The organism is Salipiger bermudensis HTCC2601 (genome assembly GCF_000153725.1).
In the GTDB taxonomy this organism is placed as follows: domain Bacteria; phylum Pseudomonadota; class Alphaproteobacteria; order Rhodobacterales; family Rhodobacteraceae; genus Salipiger; species Salipiger bermudensis.
This window is the reverse complement of sequence record NZ_DS022276.1, coordinates 1475902-1495045: the sequence shown is the minus strand read 5'-3', so window position 1 is coordinate 1495045 and position 19144 is coordinate 1475902. Positions and strand designations below refer to the sequence as shown.

General features: G+C 66.6%; 21 protein-coding genes. 9 read left to right on the top strand and 12 right to left on the bottom strand.

What is annotated here, in order from left to right:
- Nucleotides 1–63 precede the first annotated feature (63 nt).
- Complete coding sequence (trxA, locus tag R2601_RS07150; RefSeq protein ID WP_007795770.1) at nt 64–384, top strand: thioredoxin; 321 nt, start codon at nt 64–66, stop codon at nt 382–384.
- Nucleotides 385–477: 93 nt separating this feature from the next.
- On the opposite strand, the gene R2601_RS07145 is transcribed toward trxA, so the two are convergent.
- Nucleotides 478–1449: a phosphotransferase gene (locus R2601_RS07145; RefSeq protein WP_007795767.1), complete on the bottom strand. Its 972-nt coding sequence runs from the start codon at nt 1447–1449 to the stop codon at nt 478–480.
- Between the two features lie 96 nt (nt 1450–1545).
- Here R2601_RS07145 and hslV point away from each other — a divergent pair, with 96 nt between their 5' ends.
- From hslV to R2601_RS07130, 3 genes are all read left to right on the top strand, one after another.
- On the top strand, nt 1546–2103 hold the full coding sequence (gene hslV / locus R2601_RS07140; RefSeq protein ID WP_007795765.1) for an ATP-dependent protease subunit HslV: 558 nt from the start codon (nt 1546–1548) through the stop codon (nt 2101–2103).
- Nucleotides 2104–2123: 20 nt separating this feature from the next.
- Nucleotides 2124–3434 (top strand): ATP-dependent protease ATPase subunit HslU, encoded by a 1311-nt coding sequence (gene hslU, locus R2601_RS07135; protein WP_007795762.1) that lies wholly within the window; start codon nt 2124–2126, stop codon nt 3432–3434.
- Nucleotides 3435–3775: 341 nt separating this feature from the next.
- Entirely contained in the window at nt 3776–4453 is a 678-nt protein-coding gene (locus R2601_RS07130; protein ID WP_007795760.1) for a D-lyxose/D-mannose family sugar isomerase, read from the top strand.
- Nucleotides 4454–4469: 16 nt separating this feature from the next.
- On the opposite strand, the gene R2601_RS07125 is transcribed toward R2601_RS07130, so the two are convergent.
- Together R2601_RS07125 and pip are read right to left on the bottom strand one after the other, a co-directional pair.
- Nucleotides 4470–6017 carry an ABC transporter substrate-binding protein gene (locus R2601_RS07125; RefSeq protein ID WP_007795758.1) on the bottom strand — a complete coding sequence of 516 codons (1548 nt, stop codon included), beginning with the start codon at nt 6015–6017 and terminating at the stop codon, nt 4470–4472.
- A gap of 66 nt (nt 6018–6083) precedes the next feature.
- Nucleotides 6084–7082 (bottom strand): prolyl aminopeptidase, encoded by a 999-nt coding sequence (gene pip, locus R2601_RS07120; RefSeq protein ID WP_007795755.1) that lies wholly within the window; start codon nt 7080–7082, stop codon nt 6084–6086.
- A gap of 52 nt (nt 7083–7134) precedes the next feature.
- Here pip and ubiG point away from each other — a divergent pair, with 52 nt between their 5' ends.
- Together ubiG and R2601_RS07110 are read left to right on the top strand one after the other, a co-directional pair.
- Complete coding sequence (gene ubiG / locus R2601_RS07115; RefSeq protein WP_007795751.1) at nt 7135–7887, top strand: bifunctional 2-polyprenyl-6-hydroxyphenol methylase/3-demethylubiquinol 3-O-methyltransferase UbiG; 753 nt, start codon at nt 7135–7137, stop codon at nt 7885–7887.
- A complete protein-coding gene (locus R2601_RS07110; RefSeq protein ID WP_007795748.1) occupies nt 7878–8180 on the top strand; it encodes a YciI family protein in 303 nt (100 codons plus the stop codon). The genes ubiG and R2601_RS07110 overlap by 10 nt, the downstream gene beginning before the upstream one ends.
- 12 nt (nt 8181–8192) lie before the next feature.
- Here the strand turns inward: R2601_RS07110 and R2601_RS07105 are convergent, their stop codons facing one another.
- The 3 genes from R2601_RS07105 to R2601_RS07095 form a co-directional block, all read right to left on the bottom strand.
- Complete coding sequence (locus tag R2601_RS07105) at nt 8193–8633, bottom strand: MarR family winged helix-turn-helix transcriptional regulator (protein ID WP_007795745.1); 441 nt, start codon at nt 8631–8633, stop codon at nt 8193–8195.
- Nucleotides 8634–8737: 104 nt separating this feature from the next.
- On the bottom strand, nt 8738–8995 hold the full coding sequence (gene grxC / locus R2601_RS07100; protein ID WP_007795742.1) for a glutaredoxin 3: 258 nt from the start codon (nt 8993–8995) through the stop codon (nt 8738–8740).
- Between the two features lie 38 nt (nt 8996–9033).
- Nucleotides 9034–9747 carry a ComF family protein gene (locus R2601_RS07095; protein ID WP_110740048.1) on the bottom strand — a complete coding sequence of 238 codons (714 nt, stop codon included), beginning with the start codon at nt 9745–9747 and terminating at the stop codon, nt 9034–9036.
- Nucleotides 9748–9777: 30 nt separating this feature from the next.
- Here R2601_RS07095 and R2601_RS07090 point away from each other — a divergent pair, with 30 nt between their 5' ends.
- Both R2601_RS07090 and hemH read left to right on the top strand, forming a co-directional pair.
- Nucleotides 9778–10599, top strand: coding sequence for a methyltransferase domain-containing protein (locus tag R2601_RS07090; protein WP_007795736.1), 822 nt, complete (start codon nt 9778–9780; stop codon nt 10597–10599).
- Nucleotides 10600–10658: 59 nt separating this feature from the next.
- Nucleotides 10659–11720, top strand: coding sequence for a ferrochelatase (hemH, locus tag R2601_RS07085; RefSeq protein ID WP_007795733.1), 1062 nt, complete (start codon nt 10659–10661; stop codon nt 11718–11720).
- 91 nt (nt 11721–11811) lie between these two features.
- Here hemH and R2601_RS07080 read toward each other — a convergent pair whose 3' ends face one another.
- Nucleotides 11812–12006, bottom strand: a complete 195-nt coding sequence (locus R2601_RS07080; protein ID WP_040545198.1) for a hypothetical protein — start codon at nt 12004–12006, stop codon at nt 11812–11814.
- Nucleotides 12007–12149: 143 nt separating this feature from the next.
- Nucleotides 12150–12737, bottom strand: a complete 588-nt coding sequence (locus tag R2601_RS07075) for a L,D-transpeptidase (RefSeq protein ID WP_007795726.1) — start codon at nt 12735–12737, stop codon at nt 12150–12152.
- A gap of 204 nt (nt 12738–12941) precedes the next feature.
- On the opposite strand from R2601_RS07075, the gene dalA reads away from it, so the two are divergent.
- Nucleotides 12942–13508, top strand: a complete 567-nt coding sequence (gene dalA / locus R2601_RS07070) for a divisome-associated lipoprotein DalA (protein WP_040544463.1) — start codon at nt 12942–12944, stop codon at nt 13506–13508.
- Between the two features lie 21 nt (nt 13509–13529).
- Here the strand turns inward: dalA and R2601_RS07065 are convergent, their stop codons facing one another.
- The 4 genes from R2601_RS07065 to R2601_RS07050 all read right to left on the bottom strand — a co-directional run bounded on the left by R2601_RS07065 (nt 13530) and on the right by R2601_RS07050 (nt 19126).
- Nucleotides 13530–14060: a L,D-transpeptidase family protein gene (locus tag R2601_RS07065; RefSeq protein WP_040544460.1), complete on the bottom strand. Its 531-nt coding sequence runs from the start codon at nt 14058–14060 to the stop codon at nt 13530–13532.
- Between the two features lie 113 nt (nt 14061–14173).
- Nucleotides 14174–15397 (bottom strand): class I SAM-dependent RNA methyltransferase, encoded by a 1224-nt coding sequence (locus tag R2601_RS07060; protein ID WP_007795718.1) that lies wholly within the window; start codon nt 15395–15397, stop codon nt 14174–14176.
- A gap of 40 nt (nt 15398–15437) precedes the next feature.
- Complete coding sequence (locus tag R2601_RS07055; RefSeq protein WP_007795715.1) at nt 15438–17285, bottom strand: ABC transporter ATP-binding protein; 1848 nt, start codon at nt 17283–17285, stop codon at nt 15438–15440.
- The gene (locus tag R2601_RS07050; RefSeq protein ID WP_007795712.1) at nt 17282–19126 is read right to left on the bottom strand and encodes an ABC transporter ATP-binding protein; all 1845 of its coding nucleotides are present in this window, start codon (nt 19124–19126) and stop codon (nt 17282–17284) included. Before R2601_RS07050 ends, R2601_RS07055 begins: the two co-directional genes overlap by 4 nt.
- Nucleotides 19127–19144 lie beyond the last annotated feature (18 nt).

Genomic DNA, 19144 nt, shown 5'->3' with positions numbered 1-19144 from the left:
GCCGGGCCATACCTACCTTCGCGCCTCAAGTTACCGGCTGCCAAACCCGTTAAGGAGAGAATCATGGCCACCGTTCCCGTCACCGACGCGACCTTCGACGAGGAAGTGAAGAACTCCGACATTCCCGTCGTGGTCGATTTCTGGGCCGAATGGTGCGGCCCGTGCAAGCAGATCGGCCCGGCGCTCGAAGAGCTGTCCGAGCAATACGAAGGCAAGGTCAAGGTCGCCAAGATCAACGTCGACCACGATCAGGCTGTTGCCGCCCAGCTCGGCGTGCGCGGCATCCCCGCGCTGTTCCTGTTCAAGGACGGCGAGGTGATCTCGAACCGCACCGGCGCTGCGCCGAAGGCCTCGCTCGAAAGCTGGATCAAGGAAGCGATGTAATCGCGACCTGACCGTCAGACACAGGAAAATGCGCCTCCCTGCGGGGCGCATTTTTCGTTTCGGGTTCGGTCCGGGACGGTCACACGGGCAGCATCAGCCGAACACCCGGTCGACCAACGCCATCAACCGCCCGAACCGGCGGGCCTGCGCCCGGCTCCGCTCTGCCTCGCGCGCCGGAAGCCCCCACCACTCCGCCAGTACCCGGTTGCGCAGCAAGAGCTGCACCGATGGGTCACCGGGACCAACAAGCCCATAGCCCTCGAAAAAGGCGCTTTGCGCCTGCGGCGGCAGCACCTGCCCCTTGGGGATCGCCTCTTTCGGCGCGTGCAGGATGGCGTAGTCGGTCAGCAGCCGCGCGATGTCATGCCCGACCGGCACCACCCTGCCCCCAGCGAAATCCACGCCCCAGCAGCGCGTCTCGTCCAGCACGAGGTTGCGCTGGTGCAGATCGCCATGGGTCTGCGCCGTCACCGTCTCCTGCCCCTCGAAGTCTGGCTGCATGGCGCACAGCGCCTCGGCGCAGACGAGGAAGCGCTCCGGTTCCGCCACCCGTCGCTCCCCCGCGCGCAGCTCGCCCATCACCGAGCGCAGGAAGTGGATGGTGAATTTCGGCTGGAACACCCGCGCCTCGCCGTGCAAGGCCCGGTGAAACCCGTCCATCCACGCCCCGGCCCGACGCAGCAGCGCCGCCTGAGTCTCGAGCGGGGCGCCCTCCAAAAGCACCGAGAGCGGCCGCGCGGGAAGGTACTCCATCACGCAGGCCTGCCGCTCTAGATCCACCGCCTGCAAGACGGGCAGACCCTCGGGCCAGACCTCCTGCACCGCCACATGCGCGGCGATGCCGTCCGCGAATTTGTCAGGAACGACCGGCCGCGCCTGATGCTTCAGCACCAGCCGCCGACCCTCCGGCCCGTCGAGCCTGAGCAACACCCTTGCGACCCGCGCATCCTCGCGCCGGGCCAGCGGCGCGGCCCGCCAGAGCCCGGCCTCCTCGCCCATCTGGCGCGCCAGATCCGGCCAGAGCGCCAGCGCCGCCGCCTCGAGATCTCCGCCCCGCATTTCCATCCGCTCGCCCCTGCTCTATGTCCGATCCAAGGGCATCGCCTTGTCGCGGCAATGTCCAGCCCCCATATGGCGCCCAGCACGAGAAGGAGACGAAACATGGCCGATCAGGAATTTCCCGGCTGGCATGGCACCACGATCATCGGCGTCCGCAAGGGCGGACAGGTGGTGGTCGCGGGCGACGGGCAGGTGAGCCTTGGCCAGACCGTGATCAAGGGCTCGGCCCGCAAGGTGCGGCGCCTGTCGCCGGGCGGCTCGGACGTGGTCTGCGGCTTTGCAGGCTCCACCGCGGATGCGTTTGCCCTGCTTGAGCGGCTCGAGGCCAAGCTTGAGAAGACCCCGGGCCAGCTGCAGCGCGCCTGCGTCGAGCTTGCCAAGGACTGGCGCACCGACAAGTACCTGCAGAAGCTCGAGGCGATGCTGATCGTCACCGACGGGCGCGAGCTTTACGTGATCACCGGCGCCGGCGACGTGCTCGAGCCCGAGCATGACATCGCCGCCATCGGCTCGGGCGGCAATTTCGCCCTCGCAGCGGCGCGCGGCATGATGGACAGCGAGCGCTCGGCGGAAGAGATCGCCCGCCGCGCCATGGCCATCGCCGCAGACATCTGCGTCTACACCAACGGCAATCTCACCGTAGAGACCATTTCGGCCTGAGACGCCGCGAAAGGACCATCATGACCGACCTGACCCCCCGCGAGATCGTCTCGGAACTCGACCGTTTCATCATCGGCCAGCAGGACGCCAAGCGCGCCGTCTCCGTGGCCCTGCGCAACCGCTGGCGCCGCAAGCAGCTCAGCGAGGACCTGCGCGACGAGGTCTACCCGAAGAACATCCTGATGATCGGCCCCACCGGCGTCGGCAAGACCGAGATCTCGCGCCGACTGGCCAAGCTCGCCAAGGCGCCGTTCATCAAGGTCGAGGCGACCAAGTTCACCGAAGTGGGCTATGTCGGCCGCGATGTCGAGCAGATCATCCGCGATCTGGTCGACAGCTCGATCGCGCTGACCCGCGAGCACATGCGCGAGGATGTGAAGGCCGCCGCCCACAAGGCCGCAGAGGAGCGGGTGATCGAGGCCATCGCCGGCACCGATGCGCGCGAGTCCACGCGCGAGATGTTCCGCAAGAAGCTGCGCAACGGCGAGCTCGACGGCACCGAGATCGAGCTCGACGTGGCCGAGACCGCCTCGCCCTTCCCGATGATGGAGATCCCCGGCCAGCCGGGTCAGGGCGGCATGGGCATGATGAACCTCTCCGAGATGTTCGGGAAGGCGTTCGGCGGTCGCACCACGCGCAAGAAGCTGACGGTGGCGGAAAGCTACGAGATCCTGATCCAGGAAGAGGCCGACAAGCTGCTCGACGACGAGGTGGTCAAGAAGGCCGCGCTCGAGGCGGTGGAGCAGAACGGCATCGTCTTCCTCGACGAGATCGACAAGGTTGCGGCGCGGCAGGAAACCCGCGGCGGCGATGTCTCCCGCGAGGGCGTGCAACGCGACCTGCTGCCGCTGATCGAGGGCACGACGGTCTCGACCAAGCACGGCCCGGTCAAGACCGACCATATCCTGTTCATCGCCTCGGGCGCCTTCCACATCGCCAAGCCATCGGACCTGCTGCCCGAGCTTCAGGGCCGTCTGCCGATCCGGGTCAACCTGCGGGCACTCACCGAGGATGATTTCGTCCGCATCCTGACCGAGACCGACAACGCCCTGACGCGCCAGTACACCGCGCTGATGGCCACCGAGGAGGTCACGGTCGAGTTCACCGAAGACGGCATCCACGCGCTCGCCCGCATCGCGGCGCAGGTCAACGAGAGCGTCGAGAACATCGGCGCCCGCAGGCTCTACACGGTGATGGAGCGGGTCTTCGAGGAGCTGTCCTTCACCGCCCCCGACCGCGCCGGCGACAAGATCACGGTGGATGACGCCTTCGTCGAGACCTATCTCGGCGAGCTGACCCGCTCCGCCGACCTGAGCCGCTACGTGCTCTGACGCCAAGTCATCTCGCACCCTCAGAGAAGAGCGGCGCCCCCGCTCTTCTCGACGCCCCCAACACTCCCCGGAACCATTCCACCCTCTCCACAAACCCCACGCCGGGCTCCCCCCGAGCCCAGCGCCCCCAAGCCGCGCCCTCCTTCTCTACGTTCCAAATACTCCCGCCGGAGGCGTCCCACCCCCGCCACGGGCTCGAGGCCGGGCTCCCTCCGAGCCGCGACGCGCCAAACCACCCCTCCCTTCTCTTCGTCAAAAATACTCCCGCCGGAGGCCTCCGGCCCCTACCACCGGCGCGGCGCTCTGGCTATCGTCCCGATGACAGCCCAGGGAGGAGCCGCATGAAACGCTCGCGCATCAACGAGATCATCCGCGAAGGCGATGCCTTCATCCGCAGCCACGGCCTCTGCCTCCCGCCCTTCGCCTATCTCTCGCCCGACGAGCTGCGCGCCGCCGAGCATGGCGAGATCAAGCGCCGCGGCATGGGCTGGGACATCACCGATTACGGCGCTGGCGACTTCGACAGGATGGGGCTGTTCCTGTTCACCACCCGCAACGGGCTCAACGCCGATCTCGGCAAGCACAGCGCCATGCTCTACGCCGAGAAGATCATGATCTCGCGGCGCGACCAGCTGAGCCCCAACCACCGCCACGACATCAAGGTCGAGGACATCATCAACCGTGGCGGCGGCACGCTGGTGCTCGAACTGTTCGCGGCAACGCCGGAGGGCGGAATCGACCGCCACGCGCCGGTGACGGTGCTCTGCGACGGCATGGAGAGGACGCTGCCGGCGGGCGGGCATCTGAAGCTCGATCCCGGCGAGTCGGTGACGCTGTTCCCGACCACATGGCACGCCTTCTGGGGCGAGGGCAGCGACGTGTTGATCGGCGAGGTCTCGACGGTCAATGACGACCTGACAGACAATATCTTCGAAATGGAGATCGGCCGCTTCTCCGAGATCGAGGAAGACGAGCCGCCGCTGCACCTGCTGGTGTCGGATTACGCCGACAGGCTCTGACCCTGTGCCCCGCGGCTCAGGCGCGCCACCAGCGTTCCGCGAAGCGGGCATTGTCCATGGCCCAGAGATTGCCAACGTCGCGCGGCGTGGCCACGCGGTCGCTATGGGCCTGCAGGTGGTTGGCGAAGACCGGCACAAGGAGCCCGCCCTCGTCGCGCAGGATCTGCTGCATCTCGCCATAAAGCGCCCGGCGCCGGGCGCTGTCGAGCGCGGCGCGCGCCTCGAGCAGCAGCGACTGGAAGCGCGGGCTCTGCGCCATGCCCCATTGCGTGTCGTTCCACGGCGCACCGTCGCGCATTTGGGTCGAGAGCATCCAGTCCTCGGTGACCCGGCCCGACCAGGCGCAGGCGCTGAAGGGCCGGTTGCCCCAGACCTCCGACCAGTAGGCCTCGCCCGGCTCGGCCACCAGGGCGATCTCGATGCCGGCGGCGCGGGCGCTTTCGGCGAAGAGCGCCGCCGCCTCGGGCGCGCCCTCGAAGGCGGCCTCCGAGACCGAAAGCGGCAGGGTCAGGCGCGACAGCCCGGCCTGCCTGAGGTGGTGGCGGGCGCGGTCGGGATCATAGGCCGGGGCGGCGAGATCGGCGGTGTACTGATTGGCGGGCCCCAGCGGGCTGTCGGCGCCGATGCGGCCGTGCCCCAGCAGCACCTGGTCGAGGATCGCCTGCCGGTCGATGGCGTGTTTCAGCGCCTGCCGGATTTGCAGCGCGTCGAATGGCGCGGCGCCGGTCTGCATGGCAAAGCCGTAATACTGGTTGCCGGGGATGTCCTGCAGCCGCAGGCTCGGCTCGGCCTGAAGCCGTGCGGCGCGCTGCGGCGCCACCCGGCTGATCGTGTCGACCTGCCCGCTCCTGAGCGCAGCGACCCGCGCGGCACCGTCGTTCATGGCGTGGAACTCGATCTGGTCGAACCAGCCCGCCTGCCCGTCCTTGTAATGCCCCGCGACCCGCCGCCCGATGAAGCGCCGGCCGGGCTCGAAGCTCTCGACCCGGTAGAGCCCGGTGCCGATGCCCTGGGCGATGGCCGCATCGATCTGGCCCGCCGGGTAGATCAGCAGGTGGTAATCGGCCAGCAGGTAGGGAAAGTCGGCGTTGCCCTCGGCGAGAGTGAAGCGCAGGCGATGATCCGAGAGCCGCTCCATCCGGGCGATGGTCTCGACCAGCGGGCGGGCGCCCGAGGCGGTGCCGGGCTCGAGATGCAGGTTGAGCGACGCGATCACGTCCCGTGCGGCAAAGGGCGTGCCGTCGTGAAAGCGCACGCCTTCGCGCAGCGTCACGGTCCAGACGCGGGCGTCGGCGCTGGCCTCCCAGCCGGTGGCCAGTTCACCGCGCAGCGAGCCATCGGCGGCGACCTCGGTCAGCGTGTCGAACACGGCGCCCTGCGCTGCCGCGATCATGAAGAGGTCGGAGTGGGTCCGGGCATCCCAGCTGTCGCTCGGGTGCGCCCCGCCGAGCCCGGCACGCAGCGTGCCACCCGAACGGGCCGGTGCGGCGGCAACACCGGATGCGCCCAGCACCGCGGCGGCGAGGGCTGTCTGGATCAGGCGACGGCGTTTGAAGCCACTCATGGGATGGTCGGTCTTTCCTGCGTTGCACCGGCGAGTCCCTGTCGTCTCGCCTCCGGCTGGCCGAGATTAAAGCCCAGCGCCGCCCTGTAAACCCTCTTGCTCGGCAATCTGGTCCATCGCGCGCACAAGTTCGGCACTGATGCCCGGCTCGGAGAGCGCATGGCCCGCGTTGCGGATCATCCGCAGGTCGGCGTCGGGCCAGGCCTGCGCCAGCTCCCAGGCGCGCTGCGGCGGGCAGATCATGTCGTAGCGCCCCTGCACGATGATCCCGGGGATGCCGTGCAGCCGATCGACATTGTTGAGGATCCAGCCGTCTTCTTCCAGGAAGCCCTCGTTGACGAAATAGTGGTTCTCGAGCCGCGCGAAGGCGCGGGCGTAATCGCCCGGCGCATCGCCTCCCGAGCCGTTGGAATAGACCGAGGCCAGCGCGTTCTCCCAGCTCGACCAGGCGCGGGCAAAGCGGGTCTCTTCCCGCATGTCACCCGAGAACAGCCGTTTGTGATAGGCGCCGATCAGGTCGCCGCGCTCGTCTTCCGGGATCAGGTCGGTGAAGCGGGCCCAGGGCTCGGGCCAGAACTGGCCGGCGCCGCCGCCGTAAAACCAGTCGAGCTCGGTGCGAGTCATCATGAACACCCCGCGCAGCACGAGGTTGCGCACCCGCTCGGGGTGGCTGATGCCGTAGATCAGCGACAGCGTCGCGCCCCAGCTGCCGCCGAAAACGATGAAGCGCTCGATCTCGAGGGTCTCGCGGATGCGCTCGATGTCGGAGACGAGATGCCAGGTGGTGTTGTCGGTGACGCTGGCATGGGGGCGCGAGCGCCCGCAGCCACGCTGGTCGAAGAGCACGACGCGGAACACGCGGGGATCGAAGTAGCGCCGCATCCCCGGCGAGCAGCCGCCGCCCGGGCCGCCATGCAGCACGATCACCGGAATGCCGCGTGGATTTCCGCATTGCTCGACATAGATCTTGTGTCCGTCTCCCATGTCGATCATGCGTTGATCGAAGGGGTCGATGGACGGGTAGAGATACTGCACTGCGCGCTTTTGGCCCGGGTATTTGTCCATGTTCCATCTATATTAACAGCGACACCCAAAAGACCATGGGGAAAAACGACCGATGACCGAAACCGTCGACCCGAGCGAAATCGCAAAATTCGAGGCCATGGCCGCCGAGTGGTGGGATCCGAACGGCAAGTTCAAGCCGCTGCACATGATGAACCCGGTGCGACTGGACTACATCACCCGGCAGATCGCCGGCGAGTATGACCGTGACCTCACCGCGACGAAGCCCTTCGAGGGGCTGCGTATCGTCGATATCGGCTGCGGCGGCGGGCTGCTCTGCGAGCCGATGGCGCGGCTCGGGGCCGAGGTCGTGGGCGTCGACGCCGCCGAGCGCAACATCCCCGTTGCCCGTCTTCATGCCGAGCAGTCGGAGCTTGAGATCGACTACCGCCACACCACCGCCGAGGCGCTGGCCGCGGAGAACGAGCTTTTCGACGTGGTGATCAACATGGAAGTGGTCGAACACGTGGCCAGCCCGCCGGCCTATCTCAAGGCCTGTCAGGCGCTGCTGAAGCCCGGCGGCCTGCACCTGTGCTCGACCATCAACCGCAATCCCAAGAGCTTCGCCATGGCCATTGTCGGCGCGGAATGGGTGATGCGCTGGCTGCCCAAGGGCACGCATGAATGGTCGAAGTTCATCACGCCCGACGAGCTTTACGACCTGCTGCGGCAGGCGGGGCTCGAGCCGGTGGACCGCAAGGGCTACGTGTTCAACCCGGTCAGTTGGAGCTGGAAGATCTCGGACAGCGACCTGTCGGTGAACTACGTGACCGCGGCGATCAAACCGGAGGCAGCGGCATGGGCGTGATCCCCGAGGGCCACACGCTCTTCGTGGTCGATATCGAGTATGTCGTGCCCTTCGAGCAGATCGAGCCGGTGCTGGAGCCGCACATGGCCTTCGTCAAGCAGGGCTATGCCGACGGGCATTTCCTGTGCTCGGGGCCGAAAAACCCGCGCACCGGCGGCATCGTCATCGCCATCGGCGAAACGCTTGCCGCGATCGAGGCGCTGATGGCCGAGGATCCGTTCGTCAGTGCCGGTGTCGTGAAAGTGCAGATCACCGAGTTCGCCGCCTCGAACCGTCACCCGGTTCTCGTCTGAGCCTGTCCCGGCTCAATCCGCCTCGAGCTTGAGGCGCAGCTCGCGCAGGACCGGCAGCGCGGCGCGGACCTTCTCCGCGCCCAGCTCTCCCACCATCTCGGCGATCACCGGCGCCATCGCCGCAAGCGCCGCCTCGCGGGCGCGCTGGCCCGCCGGGCTGATCGAGACCATCTTGCGCCGCGCATCGTCCCAATCGGGGCGGATGTGGACGTAACCGGCGATCTCAAGCTTGGTCAGCGTGTTGGTCATCGCCCCGCGGGTGACGTGAAAGCTGCGCGCAAGCTGGGCCGGGGTACGCTCTTCCTGCACCCGTGCGAGGTGGTTCAGAACCGAGAAATGCGAGATCTCCATCTTGTTCGGAAGCACCCGCGTCAGCCGGTTGCGAAGCAGCTGATCGGCCATCAGAAGCTCGCTGAACAGCGAGATGGCAAGCGCATTCTGAGGATCGGTCATTCCGGCACGATTGGATCTGAACAGTGGGTCAAAGGCGGGGTCCGGCATTTCTGACCCCCGGGCCCCCGGAGGTCAATAGAGACTGTCGCCGCCGCGACACAGGCTCAGCCCGCCAGAAGCGCGTCGAGCTTGCCCGCGCGCTCGAGCGCGTAGAGCTCGTCGCAGCCGCCCACATGGGTCTCGCCGATGAAGATCTGCGGCACCGTGCGGCCGCCATTGGCGCGCTGTGTCATCTCGGAGCGGCGCTTGGGCTCCTGCATCACGTCGATCTCGGTGAACTCGGCGTTCTTCTGGGTCAGAAGCCGCTTGGCCGCGTGGCAGAAGCCGCAGATGGGGGTGGTGTAGATCTCGATCGCTGGCATGTCTGATCCTTCCGATAGGTCTGGAATTTAGACCTGATCTAGGTGTCCTTGACCACACGCGCCAGTGTGCAGACGCAAACATCGCCTGCGCCGGCCGCCAGACAGGCCTCGGTCGCCGCCGAAAGCGTCGCCCCGGAGGTCATCACGTCGTCGACCAGAAGCAACGGACGATCGCGCATCAGTCCACCGCGCTTCGGGTCGAGGGAGATCGCATCCGAGAGCGTGCGAAACCGCTCCTCCCGCCCCCGACCGTCGAGCACCGGCGTGTGCCGATGGCGTCGCAGCGCGTCGGGGCACCAGTCTAGGTGCAGCGCCTGCGCGATGCCCTGTGCCAACAGCGCCGACTGGTTGAAGCGCCGGCGCAGGTGGCGGCGCAGGTGCAGCGGCACCGGTACGACAAGCGTGCCGGGCCCCGCCAGTGGTTTCGCGCGGGCTGCCATCCAGACCGCCGCCGCGGCGGCAATGTCGTGACGGTCACCGTGTTTCAGCATCAGAACCAGTGTGCGGCCATTGTCGCGATAGGCCAGCGCCGCCGTTCCCTCCCGCCAAGGTGGCGGCGCGGCGAGGCAGGCATCGCAATGCTCCGCCCGGTCCGACACGCCGGGCAGCGGCACGCCACAAGTGGCGCAGGCAAGGCCGGACAGAAACGGCGTGTCACGCCAGCAGGCGGCGCAAAGGCCGAAATCGCTCTCCACCAGCCCGCCGCAGATCAGGCAGCGCGGCGGGTAGAGCATCCGCAGCAGCGTTTGCATGGTGCCCCGCATCGGTCTACCTACTCTGCCATGTCCAGCCCAGCGCCCCTCACCGACCGCACCGCCCTGACCCGCCATCGCGCCCGAGCGGCCCGCGATCCGGCCCTGTTCCTGCACGAGGCCGCCCGCGACGAGGTGCAGGATCGCCTCTTCGTGGTTAACAGGGCCTTTACGTCTCCCGCCGTCGTGACGCCCGTCCCGCAGGTCTGGGACGGGATGCTGCCCGGGCTGAAGCTGCTGCCGGACGACGAGGTGCTCGATCTCGAGGAAGGCGCGCACGATCTCGTGGTGCACGCCATGGGCCTGCACTGGGCCAATGATCCGGTGGGGCAGCTGGTGCAGGCGCGCCGGGCGCTGAAGCCGGACGGGCTGCTGCTGGCGCTGTGCTTTGGTGGTCAGACCCTGCACGAGCTGCGCGCGGTGCTCGGACAGGCCGAGATCGAGGTCGCCGGTGGGCTGTCGCCCCGGGTCGCGCCGATGGGCGAGATCCGCGATCTCGGTGGGCTGCTGCAACGCGCCGGGCTGGCGCTGCCGGTGGCGGACAGCTTCACCCTCACCGCCAGCTACGCCTCGGCCCTGCACCTGATGCGCGACCTGCGCGCCATGGGCGAGACCAACGCGCTTTCCGCCCGTTTGCGCCGGCCCACCCGCCGCGCGGTGATGTTGCGCGCCGCCGCGCTCTATGCCGAGAGCTTCGGTGATGCCGAGGGACGTATCCCCGCGAGCTTCGAGATCGTCACCCTCACCGGCTGGGCCCCGGATGCAAGCCAGCAGAAGCCGCTGCGCCCCGGCTCTGCGGCGCAACGTCTCTCCGACGCATTGAATACGCGGGAAACGCCTCTGGAAGATTGAATCATTCCAAACTTGCGATACCTAAGCGAAGTTATCAGGGACAGACTCAGGACAGGACCATGCTCGACGCCACCGACACAGCCAAGCGCCCGGCGCACGCCCCGGCAGACCATCCCAAGGTCACCGCCCCCAAGGTGGGCATTCTGCTCGCGAATCTCGGCACGCCGGACCACTACTCCTACTGGCCGATGCGGCGTTACCTGAGCGAGTTCCTCTCGGACAAACGGGTGATCGACTACCCGGCATGGAAGTGGCAGCCGCTGCTGCAGACCGTGATCCTCGGCAAGCGGCCGTTCAGCTCGGGCGCGAACTACAAGTCGATCTGGAACGAAGAGCTCAACGAGAGCCCCCTGATGACGATCACCAAGCAGCAGACCGCCGCCATCGCCGCGAAGATGCAGGCGCGCTACGGCGATCAGGTGATGGTCGATTTCTGCATGCGCTACGGCAACCCCTCGACCAAGTCCAAGGTCGAGGCGATGACATCGGCGGGCTGCCGCAAGATCCTGTTCTTTCCTCTTTATCCGCAATATGCCGGGGCCACTTCGGCCACTGCGAACGACCAGTTCTTCCGCGCCCTGATGGAGGAGACCTGGCAGCCCACCGCGCGCGTGGTCGATCCCTATTTCGAGCATCCGCAGTATATCGAGGCGCTGGCCCAGTCGGTCGAGCGTGGCTATGCCGCGGTCGAGGACAAGCCCGACATCCTCGTGGTGAGCTATCACGGCATGCCCAAGCGCTACCTGATGCAGGGCGATCCCTACCATTGCCAGTGCCAGAAAACCACGCGCCTGCTGCGCGAGCGGCTGGGCTGGGACGACACCCAGATCACCACCACCTTCCAATCGGTCTTTGGCCCGGAGGAATGGCTGCGCCCCTACACGGTCGAGCACGTGGCCGAGCTTGCCAAGCAGGGCAAGAAGAAGATCGCGGTGATCGCGCCGGCCTTCTCGGCCGACTGCATCGAGACGCTGGAAGAGATCAATGAAGAGATCAAGGAGTCCTTCGAGCACGCCGGCGGCGAGCAGTTCACCTACATCCCCTGCCTCAACGACGACCCGGCGCATGTGGATGCGCTGGCGGCGGTGATCGAGGAAAACCTCGGCGGCTGGCTCTCCTGAGTCGCCGCACCCTTCCCGGCAAAACGGTCAGGCAAAAGGAAAAGGCGGCGCCATCGGCACCGCCTTTTCCTTGTTCGTTCGCTGGAAGCGATCAGTCAGCCGAAACGGCCGCTGCCACCACTGCGATCAGCAGCAGCGGGATCAGGATGCCAGCCGACGACGAGCTTTGCTGAGCTTCTTCGACAACGACGACGGGTTCCATGACCACGTCATCCTTGGCGTAGGAGCCAGCCATTGCGGTCGATGCGGTGGCTGCGAGCACAGCTGCGAGAGCGAGTTTTTTCATGTTATCCTCCAGATAATCGCCTGTCGTGTAAGGAATTTGCACGACAAGCACCCAAGACTTACCTCGTTCTCCTGTCTAAGCAGCAAATCGGAAAAAATGCAATCTTGCACTCTTGACAGGCTCACCCCGCGCAAATCCGGGCGTCAAATAAGCAACACTTGGGTGCCGACCGTCGCCATCTGGTAAAGTGCCTCGATATGCTCGTTATAGAGGCCGATGCAGCCATTCGAGGAGCGGCGGCCAATCTTGCGCGTGTCATGGGTGCCGTGAATGCGGTAATAGGTCCAGCTCAGGTGCATGGCGCGCGTGCCGAGCGGGTTGTCCGGGCCGGGTCCGACATAGTCGGGCCATTCCGGGTTGCGCTTCTTCATCGACGGCGTCGGGCGCCAATCGGGCTCGGGATCCTTGAGCGTGACCCGGGTGCGGCCACGGCGTGTCAGGTCCTCGGTCAGCGGCACCGAGCAGGGATACAGATGGTACACGCCGCTTTCCTGCCAGTAGTGCAGCGCCCGCGAGCTGATATCCACAAGGATCGCGCCGTTGTTCAGGTTCGAGAAATACGGCTGCCAGTCCAGCGTCCGAAAGCTCGAGATGTTGCGGCGGGTCGCGGTCGAGATGTTGCGCTCGATCTCGGTCGTGCCGGTGTTCACATCCTGGGCCAGCGCCGGGGAGGCGATCATCGCTGCGGTGCCGGCCAGAAACCCACGGCGGCCAAAAGCATTCTGTGCCATTTTCCCAATGTCCTCGTCTTGCAAAACGAAAAGCCCCTCACGGGGCATTAACTTTGATGATACCTTGTCCGCGCTAGTGCCGTAAAGCCTCAGTCGCCTGACCAAGACCCTTCGAACAGCGTGTTCACGGGGTTGTGCGTTTGATTAGAGACGCGCCAAAAGGTATTGCGGATGAGACCCAGAACAACAATTTCAGGCAGGAAAATGCAAAGACGCGCGTTTCTCAGTGTTGCCACAGCGTTGCTGGTCGCGTCCTGCGGCCCGACCATCACTCAACCGACGATCGGCCCGGACGGCAAACCCCTCCCGCGCGTGTACCGGATTCCGGCCGGCTCCGATGCCAAGATCGAGTACAGCATGCTCGATTCGGTGAATGCGCTGCGCGAAGCGGCCGGCGCTCCGGCGCTGCAGCTCGATGCCAAGCTCAACGCGGCGGCGGCGACCCATGCGCGCGACATGTCGGTGCAGAACCGGCCCTGGCACTTCGGCTCCGACGGCTCCTCGCCGATCGACCGGGTGCAGCGGGTGGGCTACGCGGGCCGACTTGTGGGCGAGAACATCTCGGAGACCTACGAGACCGAGCTCGAGACACTCGCCGCGTGGATGGAAGAACCGGCGACGCGCAACGTGATCCTTGAGCCGTCCGCCCGCGACATGGGCTTTGCCTGGTACCAGGAAAGCAACGGCAAGATCTGGTGGACCATGGTCACCGGCGCGCCGGGCCTGTCTTCGACCCCGGGCGGGGTCGAAGTGGCCAGCAACGACTTCTGATCGCTCGACGATCCCTGCCGATCACCTGCTGATGGTGATCGGCGTTCCGGTCTTCACCATCGCATAGATATGTTCGATCTGATCGTCGCTTACGGCGATGCAGCCCCATGTCCAGTCGACGCTGTTGCCCTTGGTCATCCAGTCGCCGCCACCGAGCCGCTTGCGATCCTTGGGCGGGCCGCCGTGAATGAAGATGTCGCCGCCCGGGCTCTTGCCCGCCGCCGCCGCAAAGGCGCGGTCGTTGGGGTTGGGATAGGAGATCCCCAGACTGAGGTGGAAGCTCGAGTTCGGGTTGCGCCGGTCGATGAAATAGAGCCCCTCCGGGGTCTTGCCGTCGCCCTCGAACTGTTTGTGACCCTGCGGCTGGAAGCCCAGCCCGATGTCGTAGCTCTTCAGCACCTTGTCATGGTGGAGGAGATACATCCTGCGCTGGCTCTTCTTGACCACCACATGTGTCACCTCGGGACCGTTATAGGTCCGGAACTTACTGCTGCTACACGCAGCGAGCCCGATCGCCATCACGATCAGGAAAACTAGCCTGAATACTCGCATTTGTCCGCTCGCTCATTTGCCTTTGGCATTATTCTTGCGCGGACCTTATAGCGCAAAAACAGCTTTCAAGATAGCGGGCAGATGTTGCAAACACGTGAATTCCAGCGCGCCGTTCACGCCCCCTGAAGCCGGAACGCCGCGACCAGTTCGACGTGAGTCGACCAGCGGAACTGGTCCACCACCTGCAGCCAGTCGATGACATACCCGGCTGCGTCGAGCGCCGCGGCGTCGCGGGCGAAGGTCACCGGGTTGCACGACACGAACGCGATGCGCGGGATGCCGGCACGGGCCAGTTCGGCCACCTGCGCCTCGGCCCCGGCGCGCGGCGGGTCGATCACAGCGGCATCGAATCGCTCCAGATCCTCGGGTAACAGCGGGTTGCGGAACAGGTCGCGCGCCTCGTGGGTCACGTGCTTGAGCCCCTCGGCCATGCGCCAGCCCTTGTCGAGCGCCGCGGTCATGCCCTTGTCGCCCTCAACCGCGTGCACCCTCATCTCCTCGGCAAGCGGCAGCGCGAAGGTGCCGCATCCGGCGAACAGGTCGACCACGTGGCGCGCGCCCCTCACGGCCTCGCGCACAGCGGCGAGCAGCGCCGCCTCACCCTCGGGCGTGGCCTGCAGGAAGGCGCCCGGCGGCGGGACCACCTCGGCGCGGCCCATGCGCTGCACTGGCGGACGTCGCGTCAGCGCCACCTCGTCGCCCCAGGCAACGCGGGCCACGTCATGCTCACGGGCCAGATTGGCAAGGTCGGACTGCAGCTGCGCATCAAGCGGCTTGCCGCCGCTCACCGCCACGTCGAGCCCGTCCAGGCTCGCCGTCACCAGCACCGACAGCTCGCCCTTGCGGCTCGAGCCCAGCACCGCCAGCGCCTCGACCAGCGGCAGCGCAGCGGCGAGCTTGGGATCGACCAGCAGGCAGTCGGGCACCGACACGATCACGTCCGAGCCCTTCATGTGGAACCCGGCCAGCGCGCCCTTCTTGGTGCGCCGGGCCGAAAACGCGGCGCGGCGACGGCTCTGCGGCGAAGAGGTCGCGATGGGGCGGAACGGGGCCTCGAGCGCGTGGGCGGAGAGCGCGTGGCGCACGACGTCGACCTTCCAGTCGGCGACGAAATCGTCATGCGCGTGCTGCAACTGACAGCCGCCACAGCTTTTCGCGTGGCGGCACGGCGCCTTCACCCGCTGATCCGACGGCGTGAGGATGCGCGGCGCCGCCATGACGCCCTTCTCTATCTCGCCCTCGACAACCTCGCCGGGGAGCGTGCCCGGCACGAAGACAGGGCCGGGCGCAATGCCGTCCCCCTGGTGCCCGAGCCGTTCTATCGTGACCTGTTCCATGTCATGCCTCATGCCCCGATCCGGGGGCCCGAGGCAAGCCTCACTCGGCCGCCTCTCCGGCGTCGTCCTCGGCATTCACGAAACCGCCAGACTGGCGATCCCAGTAGCGGGCGTAAAGGCCGCGCTTCGCCAGCAGGGCCTCGTGGGTGCCCGCTTCGGCAATATGCCCGCGGTCGAGCACGATGATCCGGTCCATCTCGGAGAGAGTCGAGAGCCGGTGCGCGATGGCCAGCACGGTCTTGCCCTCCATCACCCGTTCCAGCGCTTCCTGAATGCTGGCCTCGACCTCGCTGTCGAGCGCCGAAGTGGCCTCGTCGAGCACAAGGATCGGCGCGTTCTTGAGGATCGCGCGGGCCAGCGCGATGCGCTGGCGCTGCCCGCCCGAGAGCTTGACGCCGCGCTCGCCCAGATGCGCCTCATAGCCCTCGCGGCCCATGTGATCGCGCAAGGTCAGGATGAACTCGTGGGCCTCGGCCTTCTCGGCGGCGGCGATGACCTCCTCCATGCTGGCGTCGGGCCGACCGTAGCGGATGTTGTCGAGCGCCGAGCGATTGAACATCGCGGTTTCCTGCGTGACCATGCCGATCTGCCGGCGCAGGCTCTCCTGCGTGACCTCCGAGATGTTCTGCCCGTCGATATAGATGCCGCCCTGCTCGGCGTCGTAGAGCCGCAAGAGCAGCGCCACCATGGTTGATTTGCCCGCCCCAGAGGCACCGACCACGCCGACCTTCTCGCCGGGGCGGATATCCAGCGCGATATGTTCGATGCCGCCGCCACCCTCGCGGCCATAGGCAAAGCCCACCTCGCGGAACTCGATGCGGCCCTCGGTAACCGAAAGCGGCTCTGCGCCGGGCGTGTCGAGCAGCGTATGCGCGGGCGTGATGGTGCGGATGCCGTCCTCAATCTCGCCGATATTGGCAAAGATCCCCATCAGGGTGAAGCTGACCCAGCCGGTCATCTGGCTAAGACGGATCGCCACCGCGCCGGTCGCGGCGATGTCGCCGGCGGTGACAAAGCCCTGCGACCAGAACAGCAGCGCGCCGCCGATCAGCAGCACCGGCAGCGTGCCCGCCAGCGCCATGAGACAGAGCCGGAACGCCGAGGAGACATGCCCGAAGGCGATGAAACGGTCGCGATAGGTCGACATCGCGTCGAGCGCGGCGCGGTCTTCGAACTCGTCATGGGCAAAGAGCTTCACGGTCTTAATGTTGGTCACCGTGTCGACCAGCTGGCCGGTCACCATCGCCCGCGCCGCGGCCCGCGCCTTGGAGCGGGTGCGGATGCGCGGCATGAAGAAGCGCAGCAGGAAGCCATAGGCCACGACCCAGGCCACCAGCACGATGCCGATCCGCCAGTCGATCGAGCCGACCAGCAGGATCGAGCCCACAACCGAGGCCAGGGCGAAGAGGATCGCCTGCACCACCTCCGAAATCACGTCGTTCAGCGCCCGCGCGGTCTGCATCTCCTTCTGCGAGATGCGCCCCGCGAAGTCGTTGTCGAAGAAGGTGACGGAATGGCCCAGCGTGTAGCGGTGCACCCGGCTCAGGATCAGGTTGAACACGTTGGGCTGCATCACCACCGACTGCACGAAGGCCGACAGCCCTGCGATCACCGGGCGGATGACGATGAAGAACACCGCGCAAAACAGCAGAAAGGGCCAGTGCTCGGCAAAGACCGTGCTGGCCGAGCTGTCGAGCGTGCGGTCGATCACGTCGCCCAGCAGTTTCGCGGTCAGCACCTCGAAGGCGCCGCCGGTGGCCGAGAGCAGCGCCGCCGGGATCAGCACCGGCCACGCGCCGCGCAGCGCCCAGCCGATGAACCGCCCGAGGGTCTGCGGCGGCGGCGTCTCGGCGCGGGAGAACGGGTCGATGATGTCGGACAGGCTCATTCAGCCGCCTCCGTGTCTGGATCGAGGAAGCCGCCGGATTGGCGGGCCCAGAACTGCGCATATAGCCCCTGATGCTGCAAAAGCACGTCATGGCTGCCTTCCTCGACGATCCGGCCGCCATCAAGCACGAGGATCCGATCCATGTGGGCGATGGTCGAGAGCCGGTGCGCGATGGCGATCACCGTCTTGCCCTCCATCATGCCGTAGAGCGTGTCCTGGATCGCGGCCTCGACCTCGCTGTCGAGCGCCGAGGTGGCCTCGTCGAGCAGCAGGATCGGCGCGTCCTTGAGGATCACCCGCGCGAGCGCCACCCGTTGCCGCTGCCCGCCGGAAAGCTTCACGCCACGCTCGCCCACATGGGCATCATATCCGGTCCGGCCCTGAGGGTCCTGAAGCGTCAGGATGAAGTCATGCGCCTGCGCCTGCTTGGCGGCGGCAATGACCTGCGCCTCGGTGGCGTCGGGCCGCCCGTAGAGCAGGTTGTCGCGCACCGAGCGGTGCAGCAACGCGCTATCCTGCTGCACCATGCCGATGGCGCGGCGCAGGCTGTCCTGCTGCACCTCCGAGACGTTCTGACCGTCGATCAGGATGGCGCCTTTCTCGGCGTCATAAAAACGCAGAAGCAGCTTCACGAGGGTCGATTTCCCGGCGCCCGAGCGCCCCACCAGCCCGATCTTTTCACCGGGCTTGATGGTCAGAGAGATGTCTTCGAGCCCGCCGCTGCCGCGCCCGTAATGGTGGGTCAGGTGATCGAGCCGGATCTCGCCCTTCTCGAGCCGCAGAGGTTTCGCGTCAGCCGCGTCCACGAGGCTGATCGGCTGGGCGATGGTCTCCATCCCCTCGGCCACCACGCCGAGCTGGCGGAACAGGGTGGTCAGCGCCCACATGATCCAGCCGGTCATGGCGTTGAGCCGCAGCGTCAGCGCGGTGGCTGCCGCGACGATGCCGACACTCGCCACGCCCTGCATCCAGAGCAGGAAGCCCCAGCCCACGACGCCGACGATCAGCAGCCCGTTCAGCATCACGAGGGCCAGATCCATGATGGTATAGAGCCGCATTTCCTTCTGAAACGTGGCACGCGCGACGTCGATCGCCTCCTTGGCGTAGTCCAACTCCTGCCGGTCCTGCGCGAACATCTTGACCGAGTGAATGTTGGTATAGGCATCCACCACCCGCCCGTTGACAAGGCTGCGCGCATCCGAGGCGGCCTTCGAGGCCGGCCCGACCCGGCGGATCGTCCAGCGCATCAGCAGCACGTAGCCGCCGAACCACAGCAGCAGAGGCAGCAGGAGGCGCGGGTCGGCATCGGCCAGCAGCACCGCCGCGCCGAGCACGTAGGCCAGAGAGAAGGTGATCGCGTCGAAGACCTGGAACACCGCCTCGCCGGCGGCGGGCGGGGTCTGCATGATGCGGTTGGCGATGCGCCCGGCGAAATCGTTCTCGAACCAGCCGATCGACTGGCGCAGCACCTGCGCATGCGCCCGCCAGCGGATCAGGATGCCAAAGCTCGGCATGATGGCGTTGTTGAGCACCAGCACATCGAGCGCCTGGATCAGCGGCCGCAGCAACAGGATGAAAAGCCCGATCAGGATCAGCGTCGTGCCGTGCGCCTCCCAGACCTGCGCCGGATCGCCGGAGAGGATATCCACGACCCAACCCATCGCCCAGATCAGCCCGATCTCGACCGAGGCCACAGCGACGGAGAGGAGCGTCGCCCAGATGAACAGCTTCCGGAACGGCTTGGCATAGTCCATCAGGAACGGCAGCAGCTTCGTCGGCGGCCGGTCCGTCGGGGTGTAAGTCACGTAAGGATCTACGAGATTCTCGAAGAAGCGGAACATTTGGGGAATCCTGTCGCT

Bases quoted from the DNA above. Each gene is read 5' to 3' on its own strand.
- trxA (WP_007795770.1), top strand. From the start codon at position 64: ATGGCCACCGTTCCCGTCACCGACGCGACCTTCGACGAGGAAGTGAAG.
- R2601_RS07145 (WP_007795767.1), bottom strand. From the start codon at position 1,449: ATGGAAATGCGGGGCGGAGATCTCGAGGCGGCGGCGCTGGCGCTCTGG.
- hslV (WP_007795765.1), top strand. From the start codon at position 1,546: ATGGCCGATCAGGAATTTCCCGGCTGGCATGGCACCACGATCATCGGC.
- hslU (WP_007795762.1), top strand. From the start codon at position 2,124: ATGACCGACCTGACCCCCCGCGAGATCGTCTCGGAACTCGACCGTTTC.
- R2601_RS07130 (WP_007795760.1), top strand. From the start codon at position 3,776: ATGAAACGCTCGCGCATCAACGAGATCATCCGCGAAGGCGATGCCTTC.
- R2601_RS07125 (WP_007795758.1), bottom strand. From the start codon at position 6,017: ATGAGTGGCTTCAAACGCCGTCGCCTGATCCAGACAGCCCTCGCCGCC.
- pip (WP_007795755.1), bottom strand. From the start codon at position 7,082: ATGGACAAATACCCGGGCCAAAAGCGCGCAGTGCAGTATCTCTACCCG.
- ubiG (WP_007795751.1), top strand. From the start codon at position 7,135: ATGACCGAAACCGTCGACCCGAGCGAAATCGCAAAATTCGAGGCCATG.
- R2601_RS07110 (WP_007795748.1), top strand. From the start codon at position 7,878: ATGGGCGTGATCCCCGAGGGCCACACGCTCTTCGTGGTCGATATCGAG.
- R2601_RS07105 (WP_007795745.1), bottom strand. From the start codon at position 8,633: ATGACCGATCCTCAGAATGCGCTTGCCATCTCGCTGTTCAGCGAGCTT.
- grxC (WP_007795742.1), bottom strand. From the start codon at position 8,995: ATGCCAGCGATCGAGATCTACACCACCCCCATCTGCGGCTTCTGCCAC.
- R2601_RS07095 (WP_110740048.1), bottom strand. From the start codon at position 9,747: ATGCAAACGCTGCTGCGGATGCTCTACCCGCCGCGCTGCCTGATCTGC.
- R2601_RS07090 (WP_007795736.1), top strand. From the start codon at position 9,778: ATGTCCAGCCCAGCGCCCCTCACCGACCGCACCGCCCTGACCCGCCAT.
- hemH (WP_007795733.1), top strand. From the start codon at position 10,659: ATGCTCGACGCCACCGACACAGCCAAGCGCCCGGCGCACGCCCCGGCA.
- R2601_RS07080 (WP_040545198.1), bottom strand. From the start codon at position 12,006: ATGAAAAAACTCGCTCTCGCAGCTGTGCTCGCAGCCACCGCATCGACC.
- R2601_RS07075 (WP_007795726.1), bottom strand. From the start codon at position 12,737: ATGGCACAGAATGCTTTTGGCCGCCGTGGGTTTCTGGCCGGCACCGCA.
- dalA (WP_040544463.1), top strand. From the start codon at position 12,942: ATGCAAAGACGCGCGTTTCTCAGTGTTGCCACAGCGTTGCTGGTCGCG.
- R2601_RS07065 (WP_040544460.1), bottom strand. From the start codon at position 14,060: ATGCGAGTATTCAGGCTAGTTTTCCTGATCGTGATGGCGATCGGGCTC.
- R2601_RS07060 (WP_007795718.1), bottom strand. From the start codon at position 15,397: ATGGAACAGGTCACGATAGAACGGCTCGGGCACCAGGGGGACGGCATT.
- R2601_RS07055 (WP_007795715.1), bottom strand. From the start codon at position 17,285: ATGAGCCTGTCCGACATCATCGACCCGTTCTCCCGCGCCGAGACGCCG.
- R2601_RS07050 (WP_007795712.1), bottom strand. From the start codon at position 19,126: ATGTTCCGCTTCTTCGAGAATCTCGTAGATCCTTACGTGACTTACACC.